This window comes from Pseudenhygromyxa sp. WMMC2535 (assembly GCF_011083025.2).
Genome location: NZ_JABJWV010000001.1, coordinates 6,442,241 through 6,455,346, shown reverse-complemented (window position 1 = coordinate 6,455,346; position 13,106 = coordinate 6,442,241). Strand labels below are relative to the sequence as shown.

Here is a 13,106-nt window from a genome sequence, read left to right as displayed (position 1 = left end):
ATGCGCATTCGAGACGAGATCCGCCTGGCCCTCGGCGCGCTCCTGGCCATCCAGGTCCTGACCATGATCGCCGCCGTGGCCCTGCTCGCCCGCGTGACCCCGGCCGTCGACCGCATCCTCGAGGAGAACGACAAGTCGATCCAGGCCGTCGAGGAGATGCTCTTGGTCCTCGCCGAGGGCCATGTCGGGCATGACGGACAGGACGAGCAGGACGATCGCGAGCATCGCCGCGCGCGCTTCGACGAGGCTCTGGCCATCGCCCAGGGCAACATCACCGAGCCCAGCGAGGAGCCCGTGCTCGCGGCCATCGACGAGCTCGCGCCCGCGGCCTTCGCCGACGATCACAGCGCCGCCGTGGCGTTGCGCGAGCAGCTGCGCAGCCTCGTCGAGATCAACCGCGCGTCCATGCACCGCGCCAACGCCCGGGCCAAGCGCCTGGGCAGCGCCGGCGCCTGGTCCATGGTCCTGCTCGGGCTGCTCGACGTCGCCGCCTCCCTGGCGCTGATGCGACGCACGCGGATCAAGCTGATCCGCCCGCTCTACGAGCTCGGCGCGGTGCTCCAGGCCTGCCGCGAGGGCGACCCCCACCCGCGCTTCTCCCCCGGCGACGCCTCGTGGGAGTACCGGGAGGTCGCGGCGGTGGTCAACGACCTGCTGTCCGAGCACTTCGAGGCCGTCGAGCGCGACTGGGAGCGCGTGGCCAAGCTCGATCGCCTGGCGCTGCTGCGCATCCTCGACGCCATGCCCGGGGCCCGCTTCGTCTGCGACCGCGACGGCGGCGTGATCGCGGCCAACACCGAGGGCCTGCGCCGCCTCGCCGCCGACGGCGGACCCGAGCTGCGCGCGAGCTTGCGCGCGGCCTGCAAGCACGCGCGGGCGAGCTTGCGCGCGGCCGCGGGCAAGAGGCGCGAGGGTCGCGAGCAGGACGAAGCCGCGGCCAAGGGCGCACCCGAGGCCACCCTCAACGACGCGGCCGCCCTCAACGACGCGGCCGCCCCCAACGACGCGGCCGCCCTCAACGACGCGGCCGCCCCCAACGACGCGGTCGCGGGCGTCGACGTCCAGGCCCTCGATGCTGGCGGCTCCGTCTACGCGCTGGCCGTCAGCTGAGCGCGCGACTCGCGGCTCGGCGCCGCGCCCCTCACTGGGGATCGGGCAGCGTCGACTCGCACTCGGTCAGCGGCCCCGCGAGGCTGCTCCAGCCCGCCTGGGCGTCGCCCTCCGGCTGCGGACCGGTGACCAGCACCGGCGAGAGCGCGAGGTCGATGGGATCGGCCTCGAACAGCCGCGCCGCGCTGTCGAGCAGGTAAAGCCGCGCAGTATTGTCGGAGAAGAGCGGGCCGCCGAGGGCGTGGACGCCCCAGGTCCCGCCCTGGCCGATCGCCACGCCGGTCCCGGTGTTGTAGTCGAAGTCGTAGACCGTGCCCGAGTCGATCGCGAAGCCCTGACCGTCGGTGATCTCGCCCATGGCGTCGATGCCCGGGCCCATGTCGTCGATGTCGGCGACGCTGGCGTTCTCGAGGTCCGTGATCACCTCGTAGCCGAGGTCGCCGGCGAGGTAGTCGCCCGTGAAGCGCAGCAGTCGGTTGCCCGTGGCGCTGCCCACGTCCACGCCCGTGTCCATCAGATAGACCAGGCCCTGGCAGTCGGTATAGAGCGCCTCGATGCGCAGGGCGTCCGGGACCACGCCGAGGATCTCGACCTCGATCTCGCTGGCCGTCGTGGGCGGCTCGGCCACGTGATAGATCTGGGTCTCTCCGGCGCTCTCGCGCGAGCCCAGCAGCGAGCCGTCCTCGAGCATCGTGATCCCGTTTTGGCCGTCGATCAGCGGGGTCGTGATCGTGCTCGTGACCAGCTGGACCACGCTGCCGTCGTCGGGGTCGATCTCGATGTAGTGGAGCTTGTTCTCCACGGAGTACCAGAGGTTGGGGTTGACCCACAGCGGATCGGGCTGTTCGCCCGTCTCTCCCTCGCCGGTCTCGCCCTGCGTGTCCGTGTCTCCCTGCGTGTCCGTGTCCTCGCCGGAGCCCGACTCCTCCGTGTCCGAGCTCGAGTCGTCCGTGTCCTCGCCAGAGCCGCTCTCCGTCCCCGCGCTCTCCGTCCCCGCGCTCTCCGTCCCCGCGCTCTCCGTCCCCGCGCTCTCGTCGGGGTCGGTCTCGCTCTCACCGACCTCGTCGTTGGTCTCGCCCTCGCTCCCCTCACTGTCTGCGCCGCCATCGTCGGTGCAAGCGAAGAGCGAGAGCGCCAGGATCATCGTCGTCGAACGAGTGCGTCGGACCATGCTCCACAGTGACATGAATCGCGCCGCGATGGCGAACGACTCGACGCCTCACACCGACGTCACGAGGCGCCAGGCGCGAGCGTCCCCGTCAACGACGCAGGCGCCGGACCAGCGCCGCGGCCAGCTTGGCGCTCTCCAGCACGCTGACAGGGATGAAGCCCGCGGCCAGGGCCAGGCCCAGATCCGTCCACGCGAGCTCCCCGAGCGCGAAGAGCTCGCGCGTCACCCCGAGCTGGTACAGCCCGATCTGCATCGCCAGCGAGACCACGATCACCCCCACCAGCCAGGGGTTGCGCAGGGCCCCGACCTGCCAGAGCAGGTGCCTGGGGCTGCGAAACGCGAACGCGCGCAGGAGTTCACCGCAGACCACGGTGGAGAAGGCCAGGCTGCGCGCGTCGAGCAGCGAGCGGCCCTCGACCTCCAGCGCCCACCAGTAAATGCCGAAGCCGACCACCGTCTGGAGCAGCGCGGTCGCGATGATCACCGACCACGCCTGGCGGTTGAGCAGCGGCTCGGCCGGATCCCGCGGCGGCCGGCGCAGCACGTCCTCGTCCGGGGGATCGATGACCAGGGCCAGGCCCGGGAAGGGCTCGGTCATCAAGTTGATCCACAGCAGGTGCAGCGGGAGCAGCGGAAAGGGCATGCCCACGGCCGCGGCGACCAGCATGATCATCAGCTCGGAGAAATTGCCCGAGAGCAGATAGACCACGGTCTTTTGGATGTTGTCGTAGATGACCCGGCCCTCGCGGATCGCCGTGACTACGCTCGACAGGTCGTCGTCGACCAGGACCATGTCCGAGGCTTCGCGGGTGACCTCGGTCGCCGTCTCGCCCATGGCGAGGCCGACGTCGGCCTCGCGGATCGCCGGGGCGTCGTTGACCCCGTCGCCGGTCATCGCCACGATCTCGCCGGCCGCGCGCAGCTCGGCGACAATCTTGGTCTTCTCTTCCGCCGTAGTCCGCGCGCGCACGAGATCGGCGCTCAAGCCGAGCTCGCGGGCGATGGCGTGGGCCGTCACCGGGTGGTCGCCGGTGATCATCATGGTCCGCACGCCCGCCCCTCGAGCCTCGGCGATGGCTTTCTTCGCGGCCTCGCGGGGCGGATCCGCCAGGCCGATCAGCCCGAGGAGCTCGAGGGCCTCCTCGCTGACATCGCGGCCGCGGGCGACGGCCAGGACGCGCAGGCCTCGGCTCGCCATGTCCTCGGCGGCGGCGAGCATGGCCGCGGCCTCGACGGCCGACTCCGGGTCGGCCCGCTCGACGATGGCCTCGACGGCGCCCTTGATCCACAGCCAGTCCTCCGGGGAGTCGCCCTGCTCGACCACCTCGACCGCCTCGCCCACCTCGCCCACCTCGCCCTGGACCTGCTCCGGCAGGCCGCCGCCACGCAGCACCGACATCCGCCGGCGCTCGGTCGAAAAGGGCAGGTCGTCCAGGCGCGGGTGCCCGGCCTCGATCTCGGCGCGCTCGATGCCCCGCTCGCGAGCCGCCAGGAGGATCGCCAGCTCCGTGGTGTCGCCCTCGCCCTCGCCCTCGCTCGCGTCTCCCCCTCGCCCGCGCGCGGCCAGCTCGGCGTCGCAGCAGGCCGCCGCCGCCCACAGCAGCGCGCCCTCGTCGGGCCCCCACAGCTCGCGCACGCGCATCACCCCGGTGGTCAGCGTCCCGGTCTTGTCGGTGCAGATCACCGTGACCGAGCCCAGGGTCTCGACGGCGGCGAGGCGGCGCACCAGCACCCGCCGGGCCGCCATGCGCTGCATCCCCAGGGCCAGGGCGATGGTGATGATCGCCGGCATGCCCTCGGGGACCGCGGCGACGATCATCGACACCGCCGACAAGAACAGCTCGCTCCAGCTCATCCCGCGGATCCAGCCGAGGATCACGACCACGGCCACGAGCCCGGCGCAGATCACCAAGAGCGTGCGCCCGACCTTGTCGAGGCGGCGCTGCAGCGGCGTGCTGTCGTCGCCCTTGTCGCTGGACAAGAGCGCGGCGATCCGCCCGATCTCCGTGTCCATGCCCGTTGCAAAGACCTCGGCCACGCCGGCGCCCCCGGCCACGGCCGTGCCCATGAACACCTGATCGTGACGCTCGGCCAGCGGCGCGTCCGCGGGGCTGGGCTCGGGCCGCTTGCTCACCGGCAGGCTCTCGCCGGTGAGCGCGGCCTCGTTGCAAGCCAGGGCCTTGGACTCGCGGACCCGGGCGTCGGCGGCGACCACGTCCCCAGGCGAGAGGATCAGGAGATCGCCCACGACGATCTCCGCGGCGGGGACCGTGATCATCGCGCCGCTGCGCCGGACCACCGCCCGCGGCGCGGTCATCGAGCGCAGCGCGGCCATCGCCCGCTCCGCCTTGCGCTCCTGGACGAAGCCGATGACCGCGTTGATGCTGACGATCACCGCGATCGCCACCGCGTCGGGGATGTCCCCCATCAGCCCCGAGATCACCGCGGCCGCGACCAGGATCAGCACCAGCGGGTCCTCGAACTGGCGCAGCATCAGTCGCCACGGGGGCGTCTTCGGGTGCGCAGCCAGCTCGTTGGGTCCGCCCTCGCGCAGGCGCCGAGCGGCCTCTTCACGGTCGAGGCCACGGTCGAGGGGCGTCATGGCCCGGGAAGTTAGCAAGACCGCGCCGAAGCACCAGGCATCTGGTAATTGCTACGCCTCCATGCGTTCGGAGCTCATCGCCGCGCTGCGCCGCGACCCGGATGATCAGCACAGCTGGGCCGTGCTCGCCGATCTCCTCGGCGCCGAAGGCGACTCGCGCGGGCAGCTGATCGCCCTCGAGCAGCGCCTGGCCAGCGTCCAGCGCCCGCTCGAGCGTCAGATCCTCGAGCATCAGATCGCCGAGCTCTTCGACCGCGAGCGGCCCAGCTGGCTCGGCCCGCTCGCGGCCAAGGTCGAGGTCGGCGCGTGGCAGCACGGCTTCGCCATCGCGGCCACGGTCCACCGCCAAGTCGCGCGGACGATCGCCGCGCTGCTGGCCTCGCCGACGGGGAGCTTGCTGCGCGCGCTCACGCTCAGCGAGGTCTCCGACTGCGAGGCCGTCGCCTCGGCGATCGCCGAGCACCCGCTGATCACCCTCGCGCTCACGGACCCCAAGTCCAGCCACTTCGCCCCCCTCGCCGCGCTCACGCCCCTGCGCGAGCTGAGCCTGGCGCGGGCGAAGGTCGAGGATCTCGAGGCCCTCGCGGCCCTCCCCGAGCTCGAGCGCCTCGCCCTCCCCAGCCTGCGCAGCCCGCTCTCTGGCCTGGCCGCGCCGGGCTTCTCGAGCCTCCGCGAGCTCGACCTCGGCTTCCACGGCGACCCCCAGATCGCCGGCCCGGCGACCCTCGATCCCCTGGGCGCCGGCGCCCTCACCCAGCTCCGCAGCCTCGATCTCGGCCACGCCGGCTGGGTCGACTTCGCGCCCCTGGCCAACCTGACCGAGCTCGAGGCGCTGGTCTTGTGCAGCACCGACGCCTTCGACCTGCGACCCCTCGCCGAGCTCGGGGAGCTGCGCAGCCTCGACCTGCGCGGGTCCACGGCGGTCGCCGACCTCGCGCCCCTGGCCAACCTGACCAAGCTCGAGCGCCTGCGCCTGGGCTACACCCGCGTGCGCGACCTCGGGCCGCTGCGCGAGCTACCTGCGCTGCGCGACCTCGACCTCTCGGGCACCAACATCAACACCGTCGACCAGCTCATGACCTTCCCCGCCCTCGAGCGGGTCGAGGTCCACGGCTCGAGCCTGCGCGAGGTCCAGCGCCTGGTCGAGCGAGGCGTCCGCGTGGACGGGCGGCCGCCCGCGCAGCCGCCGAGCTGGCGCGACCTCGCCGATCAGCTCCTGCGCCAGAGCACGGACGAGCCGGCCTCGGGCTCCTGAGACCCGCGGCTCAGAGCTCGCCAGCGTCGATCCGCGCCCGCAGCTCGTCGAGCGGCTCGAGGCCCGCGCGCACCATGGCCAGGCGCTCGGGCTGCTCCGGCCGCGCGGCGCTGTTGACCGAGCTCGTGTAGCGCCCGATCACCCGGCGCAGCCGAGCCCTGCGGGCCTGGAGCTCCCGGCCGCCGCGCAGGGTCCACAGCTCGCTGGAGACCAGCGCCGCGTAGGCGGGGGCCCACGCGCGCAGGGCCGCGAGCAGCTCGGGGCCGATCAGCTCCGCGGGGCTCGCGGCCTGGCCGTCGCGCCCCTCGCAGCGGACCAGGATCTCCGAGAGGAGCGCGGCCTGCTCCCCGAAGCTCGGCCGCATGAAGCGGCTCATGGGCGGGAAGAGCTCGTCGAAGAGCGCCGACCGGCTCGCCCGCAGGCGCTCGAAGATCCGCGTCCACAGCCCCTCCGTCCGCCGCTCGATCTCGACCACCTCGCGCTCGGCGACCACGTCGAAGTCCTCCCCGAGGTCCGCCAACAACGCCCGCGTCAGGCTCAGCTCTTGCTCGATGCTCTTGGCTCGTTCGCGGATCGGCTCGCCGTCGAGGGGCGGCGCGAGCACATAGAGGGCGACAGCCAGGTCGATGGTGTCGAGGGTGCCGACGGGGGGAAGGTCGATGCCGTCGAGTCCTTTGGCTTCGAGCATGCTGCGGAGGCTCGGAGCAACTCCCGTGCCATATGGCACTCGACTTACATTGCGTGAACTGCCCACCGCCACCTGGCAGCAGCGCCGCCATGCGCGGCGAGCACTCGGGCGCTAGCGCCCATACGAACGCGATTCCTCCAGGATCCGACCACATTCGGGCCAATCAGGCACCCTATGCCGTTTTTGTCGCTTGGCAACGGAAAAAATCGACCTAACCCCAAGCGTAATTCACGACCCCGAGGTCACGGAAATGCTGACCGTGGAGATTTGGGACCGCGAGGTCTTCGGGTCCAGCTCGGCGGCCGAGCCGGACCCGCGGCGCGGGCTACTCGTCGCCTTCTTCGAGGATCTCGCGGGCGTAGCGGAGCACGTCGATGTAGCTGACGATGCCGACGAGCTCGTCGCTGTCGCGATCCACGACCGGGACGGCACCCACGCGATACTCGATCATCGCCGCGATCACCGAGTCGATGCTCTCGCTGCTGTCGACGGCCACGATGTCCGTGTTCATCGCCTCGCTGACCGGGGTGTCCAAGATGCGGTCGGCGCGGGCGCGGTCCTCCTCGTCGAGGCGCTCGATCTCCAACATCACGGGGATCCGATACTCGCGCAGGTCGCGATCACTGACGATGCCCACGAGCTCGCACCCACCCTCGACGACGGGGAGGTGGCGGACGTCGCTGTCCTCGAGCAGACGCACCGCCTCGCGCACGGTGGTCTCCGGGCTCACGCTGAGCACCTCTTTGGTCATGATCGCCTCGACACTCATGGGCCCCGAGTAGCACGGCGGGGAGCCCGTCCCAAGCGCTAAGTTCCGCCTCTTTGCGCCTCCAGGGGCCGCTGCGCCCGGCTCTCGCTTCGCCCTTTCCCGAGCAGGGCGAGCGTGCATTACTTTCGCCGACCATGGCTCCCCTCGCCCGACCGCTGTCCGCCACGCTGCTCGCCGCCCTCACCCTGAGCTGCGCGGGATCGGGCTGCGCGGGCGAGACCGCCGGCGAGGCCACCGAGACCACCGAGACCGCCAGCGAGACCGCCGAGACCGCTGGCGAGACCGCCGACGACACCGCTGGCGAGACCACCGAGGGCGCGCCGCAGACCTTCGAAGGCTGCGCGGGCGCCAGCTTCCTCGCGCTCCCCGACGACCCCGCCGCGCGCGGACCGTGGCCCGTGGGCGCGCTGACCTCGGAGGTCTCCGGCCTGAGCACGGAGATCTGGTATCCCGCCGCCTTGGGCAGCGAGCTCGGCGCGCCAGCCAAGACCTACGACATCCGCGAGGCCCTGCCGCCCTCGGAGCAGGCCAAGATCAGCGACGAGCTCGCGCCTGCCCAGAGCTGCGCCTGCGTCGACGACCTGCCCATCGACGCCGAGCGCGGGCCCTACCCCGTGATCGTGTTCATCCACGGGACCGCGGCCTGGCGCAGCCAGTCGCTGACCCAGATGACTCACTGGGCCAGCCGCGGCTTCGTGGTCGTGAGCGCGGACCACCCCGGGCTGTGGCTCGCCGATCTGTTGTCGGCCGTCTGCGGCGGCAGCCCGCCGGCCCAGGATCTCGGCGGCGACACGGACACGCTGCTCGCGGCCCTCGCGGCCCCGAGCGGCCCCCTCGCCTTCCTCGACGGCCACCTCGACCTCGAGCGCGTGGCCATCGTCGGCCACAGCGCGGGGGGCAACGCCGCCGCGCTCCAGACGGGCAGGCCCGGCGTACAGGTGGCGATCCCCATGGCCGCGGCCCAGGCCGTGAGCGAGAGCGCCACGCTCGCGTCCACCTTGCTGCTCGCGGCCCTCACCGACGGCGTGGTGCCCTACGAGAGCAGCCTCGACGCCTACGCCGAGTCCCCCGCGCCCAAGCGCTTCGTGGGCATCGCCGACGCCGGGCACCTGGCCTTCTCGGACATCTGCGCCTTGAAAAACGCGGACGGCCAGAACATCCTCGAGATCGCCGTCGACGCTGGCGTCTGCGGAGCCGAGCTCGCGGGGGCGCTCTTCGACTGCGACCCCGCCTTCCTCGACGCGGCGATCGCCGGCGAGATCATCGACTACACGACCACGGCCGCGCTCGAGCAGGTGCTCCAATGCCGCGACCTGGGCGACCCCTTCGCGGACCTCCAGGCCCGCTTCCCCGAGGTCGCCGAATACCGAGAAGAGCTCCCCTGATGGCCCGCAAGCCCAAGCAGCCCCCGCACATCCCCGGACTGATCGACAGCCACTGCCACCTCGACTACGAGCCGATGGCGGCGGACCTCGACGCGACCTTGGCCCGGGCGCGCGCGGCCGGGGTCGTCCAGGTCGTGCACATCGGGTGCAGCCCCCAGACCATGGCCCCGGCCGTGGCCATCGCCGCCGCCAACGAGCAGGTGTTCGCCAGCGTCGGCGTGCACCCCCACGACGCCCGCCTGCTCGACGCCGCGCTGCTCGCCGAGATCGAGGCCCACGCCGCGCACCCCAAGGTCGTCGCCCTCGGCGAGACCGGCCTCGACTACCACTACGACTTCTCGCCCCGGGCGGCGCAGCTCGAGGCCTTTGGCCGCCAGGCCGACCTCGCCCGGCGCCTGCAAAAGCCGCTCGTGCTGCACATCCGCGACGCCCACGAGGACGCCTGGGCGGTGCTCGCCGAGCACCCCGCGCGCGCCGAGGCCCCGGGCGTGGTGCACTGCTTCACGGGCACCCCGGCCGAGGCCGAGCGCTGGCTGAGCCTGGGCTGGCACATCTCCTTTTCGGGCATCTCCACCTTCAAGAAGGCGGCCGAGCTGCGCGAGGCCGCCAAGCTCGTGCCCCGCGAGCGCATCATGCTCGAGACCGACGCGCCCTATCTGGCGCCGGAGCCCATGCGCGGGCGCAAGAACGAGCCCGCCAACGTGGCCTTCACCTGCGCGCGGCTGGCCACCGAGCGCGGTGAGGCGCCCGAGGCCCTCGCCGCCGCGGCCGCCGCGAACACCCGCGCGCTCTTTGGCCTGCCCACGCCCGCCCAGAGCCAGTGAGCGCCATCACGGCCCAGCACCTTGGCCTGGCTCCCCCGCTCCCCCATCATCCCCGTCCCCGTCCCCGGCACCCCTGTCACCTCTCGCAATCCCGCGACGTGCGCAAGTGCCAAGAAAGAAGGAGGCACCCATGAACCGCCAGATGGGACTGCTTGCCAAGAAGCTCGGCATGACCGAGTTCTACGAAGAAGACGGCACCCGCGTGCCCGTCACTGTCCTGCTCGCCAAGGGCAACGTCGTCACCGCGCAGCGCACCGAAGCGCGCGACGGCTACACCGCTTTGCAGCTCGCCTTCGACGAGCAAAAGCCCAGCCGCTTGAGCAAGCCCAAGCTCGGCCAGTTCAAGAAGGCCGACGTCGCTCCCCGCCGCAAGCTCAAGGAGTTCCGCGTCGATGCCGAGACCGCGTCCAAGTACGAGGTCGGCAGCGAGATCCCCGTGGATATCTTCGAAGCCGGCGCCATGGTCGACGTCACCGGCACCAGCAAGGGTAAGGGCTACCAGGGCGTCATGAAGCGCCACGGCATGCGCGGCGAGAAGCGCACCCACGGTCAGCACGAGGTCTACCGCCACGGCGGCTCGATCGGCTGCCGCCTGACCCCCGGTCGCGTCATCCCCGGTAAGCGCATGCCCGGCCAGATGGGCAACGAGACCGTGACCACGCAGAACCTCAAGGTTGCGAAGGTCCTGCCCGAGAAGGGCCTGATCCTCGTGCGTGGCTCGGTCCCCGGCGGCAAGAACGGCTACGTTCAGGTCCGCGCGTCGATCAAGTCGGCGATCCGCAACAAGCACAGCCAAGGCTGAGCCCGCTCGATGCAGGCCTGCTCCAGCAGGCCCGGCGAGCCCGCACCTCCACTCGGAGGGCGGGCTCGCTTCGTTTCGAAGCCCTTCCAGACTCCCTGTCCGGGTACTAAGCTGTCCCGATGGCACGCAAGGGCCTCGGCGACAAGCGAAACCGCCACGACCCGGACTACCTCCGGGCGAAGCGGGAGAACTACGCCGGCCGAGCCATCTACAAGCTCCAGGAGATCGACCAGCGCTTTCGACTGATCAAGCCGGGCATGCGGGTGCTCGACCTGGGCTGCTGGCCGGGCTCGTGGCTACAGTACGCCGCCGAGAAGGCCGGGCCCGAGGCCAGCCTGATCGGGGTCGACCTCGCGGAGGTCGAGATCGCCTTGCCGAGCACGGTCCAGACCTTCGTCGGCGACGTCTACAAGCTCAAGCTCGATCGCATGCGCGAACGCTTTGGCCCCTTCGATCTGGTGATCAGCGACATGGCGCCGAACACCACGGGCAACAAGGACTACGACATCCCGGCCAGCGAGGACCTGCTCCTGCGCGCGCTCGAGATCGCCACGGCGACCCTGCGCACCGGCGGCCACTTCTGCGCCAAGGTCTTCCAGGGCGGCCGCTTCCCCGAGCTGATCCGCGCCGTCGAGCAGACCTTCCAGCAGGGTCGGGCCTATCGCTGCAAGCACACCCGCAAGCAGAGCCGCGAGCAGTACATCGTGGGTCGCGGGCTGCGAGCGTCGATCGTCCAGGCCCGCGAGCAGAGCTCGGCCCAACACCCCCACGCCGACGCCTCCGAGCCCAGCGAGGGCTGAGCGGGCGCCACAAAAAAGCCCGCCCCCTGGATGGGGACGGGCTCTCTTGGATGTCTTCCTGGCTGCCTGGGCACCGGGCTCGTCCATGAGCCTCGACACCGTCCGCTAGCGCGGTGCTCAGGTGAGCATCGAAAAGGCGTCTTCGCGCAGGCGAGCTCGGGGCGAGCGGCCCGACTTGGTGCGCGAGCGAGGGGCTGGCGCGTCCATGTCGCGGGTCCGGCGGGCGCGGGCGGTGGAGCGGCGGAACAGCATGTCGGCGATGAAGTGCATTGTCTTTGACCTTCCGTGGTGTGGTGCGAGGGGGTGGGTCAGCCTCTTGGCGTTTCCCGATTACGACTCTACTGTACCGATGACCCCGGCTTCGATCAACAGTCTCATCGAATTTTTTTCGATGAGAATGGATGCGCCAAAACCCCATCCCTGAGCATGGTTTGTGGCCCTCGGTACGTCCGGAACCATCGAATTTCATCACCCACGAGCAATTTTGTGTGGAGAGGCGCCTTCTCCAGCTGATCCAAAGCCCAAATCGGTGCTGTCCTTTCGCTCAAACCAGTGTCCTCATTACCCTTATTTGGCACTTCGTAGATTTTAGCCACGCTGGAATTTCACCGAGGCGCACCCACTGGGGATTTCAGACACACTGGAATTCCACCTCGCGTGACCCACGCCGGAGACATGTAGAACACCCAGCCTCGGCCGCGTAGACTCGCCCATGGTGCTCTCAGGTCTGTTCTTTGCCGTCCTCTGGGCCCAACCCAGCGCCCCGCCAGCGGCGGCTTGCACCGAGCCACCGGCCGACCTCGCCACGTGGCTGCCCGATGGCGCGTCGAGCGCGATCGGCCTCGACGTCGACGCCTTCGCCAAGACCGCCATCGGCCGCGCGCTCCTGCCTGCTCTGCGCGCAGATCTACAGCTCGCCGAGGCCCTGGAGATCATCGACGACTGCGGCCTCCGCCTCGAGCGGACCTACGCCCTCGCTCTCGCCCGCGATCCTGGAGACGGCCGCGCGGTGATCGTTCAGGGCCGCGGCCTCGGCGAGGACGAGACCTTGGCCTGCCTCGCCGACGAGCTGCGCGCCCGCGCCGACGGCCAGGCCCCGTGGACACGCAGCGCCAGCACCTGCGGCGACGTCCTCGAGTTCGGCGACGGCTCGCGCGCCTGGATCGTCAACCCCTTCACCTTGGTCTGGGCACGCGGCGACACCTTCATCGCCCAGACCGACGCGCTCATCGCCGGCGCCAGGGCCCCCGCCCTACCGCCGAGCCTGGCCACCGAGCTCGCCCGGGTCGATCGCAGCGAGCAGCTGTGGCTCGCCGCGGCGCTGTCGAGCGAGGATCGCCGCGCGCTGCCCGAGGCCTGGTCCCGCGAGGCGACCAGCGTCACCTTGAGCGCCAACTTCGACGACGGCCTCCTCGCTCGCATGAGCTTTGGCGCCGCCGACATCGCCTCCCTGGCGACGCTGCGCGAGCTGGTGATCGCGGGGCTCATCGGCCTCGCGGAGCGCCTCGACAGCTACGGCATCGAGCACGAGCTGCGCGAGCGGGCGCGGGTCGGGATCGTCGACGGCTTCGTCGGCGCGGAGCTCAGCCTCGACGCGGGCGAGATCGACGACATCCGCGAGCGCGTGGGTGAGCGGATCATCGGCCGCGGTCCTATCTGAAACGGGGGCTGAAACGGGGGCTGAAACGAGGGCGGGCGCT

Annotated in this window: 12 protein-coding genes; 7 read left to right on the top strand and 5 right to left on the bottom strand. The window is 71.1% G+C overall.

Going from position 1 to position 13,106, the window contains the following annotated elements; all coding sequences use genetic code 11:
* Positions 1-1,110: a hypothetical protein gene (locus tag G6O69_RS25075; RefSeq protein ID WP_172306034.1), complete on the top strand. Its 1,110-nt coding sequence runs from the start codon at positions 1-3 to the stop codon at positions 1,108-1,110.
* A 31-nt stretch (positions 1,111-1,141) separates the two neighbouring features.
* Here G6O69_RS25075 and G6O69_RS25070 read toward each other — a convergent pair whose 3' ends face one another.
* The gene (locus G6O69_RS25070; RefSeq protein WP_172306033.1) at positions 1,142-2,296 is read right to left on the bottom strand and encodes a hypothetical protein; all 1,155 of its coding nucleotides are present in this window, start codon (positions 2,294-2,296) and stop codon (positions 1,142-1,144) included.
* Between the two features lie 73 nt (positions 2,297-2,369).
* Positions 2,370-4,883: a cation-translocating P-type ATPase gene (locus G6O69_RS25065; protein ID WP_172306032.1), complete on the bottom strand. Its 2,514-nt coding sequence runs from the start codon at positions 4,881-4,883 to the stop codon at positions 2,370-2,372.
* Between G6O69_RS25065 and G6O69_RS25060 the strand changes: the two genes are divergently transcribed.
* Entirely contained in the window at positions 4,882-6,138 is a 1,257-nt protein-coding gene (locus tag G6O69_RS25060) for a leucine-rich repeat domain-containing protein (protein WP_176397076.1), read from the top strand. The two genes, G6O69_RS25065 and G6O69_RS25060, sit on opposite strands and share 2 nt — an antisense overlap.
* A 10-nt stretch (positions 6,139-6,148) precedes the next feature.
* Here G6O69_RS25060 and G6O69_RS25055 read toward each other — a convergent pair whose 3' ends face one another.
* A complete protein-coding gene (locus G6O69_RS25055) occupies positions 6,149-6,826 on the bottom strand; it encodes a hypothetical protein (protein ID WP_172306030.1) in 678 nt (225 codons plus the stop codon).
* A 325-nt stretch (positions 6,827-7,151) separates the two neighbouring features.
* Positions 7,152-7,595: a CBS domain-containing protein gene (locus G6O69_RS25050; RefSeq protein WP_172306029.1), complete on the bottom strand. Its 444-nt coding sequence runs from the start codon at positions 7,593-7,595 to the stop codon at positions 7,152-7,154.
* Positions 7,596-7,729: 134 nt separating this feature from the next.
* Between G6O69_RS25050 and G6O69_RS25045 the strand changes: the two genes are divergently transcribed.
* The 4 genes from G6O69_RS25045 (at position 7,730) to G6O69_RS25030 (ending at position 11,406) form a co-directional block, all read left to right on the top strand.
* Positions 7,730-8,980: a hypothetical protein gene (locus G6O69_RS25045; RefSeq protein ID WP_172306028.1), complete on the top strand. Its 1,251-nt coding sequence runs from the start codon at positions 7,730-7,732 to the stop codon at positions 8,978-8,980.
* Positions 8,980-9,804 carry a TatD family hydrolase gene (locus tag G6O69_RS25040; protein ID WP_172306027.1) on the top strand — a complete coding sequence of 275 codons (825 nt, stop codon included), beginning with the start codon at positions 8,980-8,982 and terminating at the stop codon, positions 9,802-9,804. Before G6O69_RS25045 ends, G6O69_RS25040 begins: the two co-directional genes overlap by 1 nt.
* Positions 9,805-9,934: 130 nt before the next feature.
* On the top strand, positions 9,935-10,606 hold the full coding sequence (gene rplC, locus G6O69_RS25035; protein WP_172306026.1) for a 50S ribosomal protein L3: 672 nt from the start codon (positions 9,935-9,937) through the stop codon (positions 10,604-10,606).
* Positions 10,607-10,725: 119 nt separating this feature from the next.
* A complete protein-coding gene (locus G6O69_RS25030; protein WP_172306025.1) occupies positions 10,726-11,406 on the top strand; it encodes an RlmE family RNA methyltransferase in 681 nt (226 codons plus the stop codon).
* Positions 11,407-11,523: 117 nt separating this feature from the next.
* Here the strand turns inward: G6O69_RS25030 and G6O69_RS25025 are convergent, their stop codons facing one another.
* The gene (locus G6O69_RS25025) at positions 11,524-11,676 is read right to left on the bottom strand and encodes a hypothetical protein (RefSeq protein ID WP_172306024.1); all 153 of its coding nucleotides are present in this window, start codon (positions 11,674-11,676) and stop codon (positions 11,524-11,526) included.
* A 442-nt stretch (positions 11,677-12,118) separates the two neighbouring features.
* Between G6O69_RS25025 and G6O69_RS25020 the strand changes: the two genes are divergently transcribed.
* The gene (locus G6O69_RS25020) at positions 12,119-13,066 is read left to right on the top strand and encodes a hypothetical protein (RefSeq protein WP_172306023.1); all 948 of its coding nucleotides are present in this window, start codon (positions 12,119-12,121) and stop codon (positions 13,064-13,066) included.
* The last annotated feature ends 40 nt before the right edge of the window (positions 13,067-13,106 follow it).

Coding starts and splice junctions, on each gene's coding strand:
- rplC (WP_172306026.1), top strand. CDS start 9,935: ATGAACCGCCAGATGGGACTGCTTGCCAAGAAGCTCGGCATGACCGAG.
- G6O69_RS25065 (WP_172306032.1), bottom strand. CDS start 4,883: ATGACGCCCCTCGACCGTGGCCTCGACCGTGAAGAGGCCGCTCGGCGC.
- G6O69_RS25070 (WP_172306033.1), bottom strand. CDS start 2,296: ATGTCACTGTGGAGCATGGTCCGACGCACTCGTTCGACGACGATGATC.
- G6O69_RS25045 (WP_172306028.1), top strand. CDS start 7,730: ATGGCTCCCCTCGCCCGACCGCTGTCCGCCACGCTGCTCGCCGCCCTC.
- G6O69_RS25055 (WP_172306030.1), bottom strand. CDS start 6,826: ATGCTCGAAGCCAAAGGACTCGACGGCATCGACCTTCCCCCCGTCGGC.
- G6O69_RS25060 (WP_176397076.1), top strand. CDS start 4,882: ATGGCCCGGGAAGTTAGCAAGACCGCGCCGAAGCACCAGGCATCTGGT.
- G6O69_RS25030 (WP_172306025.1), top strand. CDS start 10,726: ATGGCACGCAAGGGCCTCGGCGACAAGCGAAACCGCCACGACCCGGAC.
- G6O69_RS25020 (WP_172306023.1), top strand. CDS start 12,119: ATGGTGCTCTCAGGTCTGTTCTTTGCCGTCCTCTGGGCCCAACCCAGC.
- G6O69_RS25025 (WP_172306024.1), bottom strand. CDS start 11,676: ATGCACTTCATCGCCGACATGCTGTTCCGCCGCTCCACCGCCCGCGCC.
- G6O69_RS25075 (WP_172306034.1), top strand. CDS start 1: ATGCGCATTCGAGACGAGATCCGCCTGGCCCTCGGCGCGCTCCTGGCC.
- G6O69_RS25050 (WP_172306029.1), bottom strand. CDS start 7,595: ATGAGTGTCGAGGCGATCATGACCAAAGAGGTGCTCAGCGTGAGCCCG.
- G6O69_RS25040 (WP_172306027.1), top strand. CDS start 8,980: ATGGCCCGCAAGCCCAAGCAGCCCCCGCACATCCCCGGACTGATCGAC.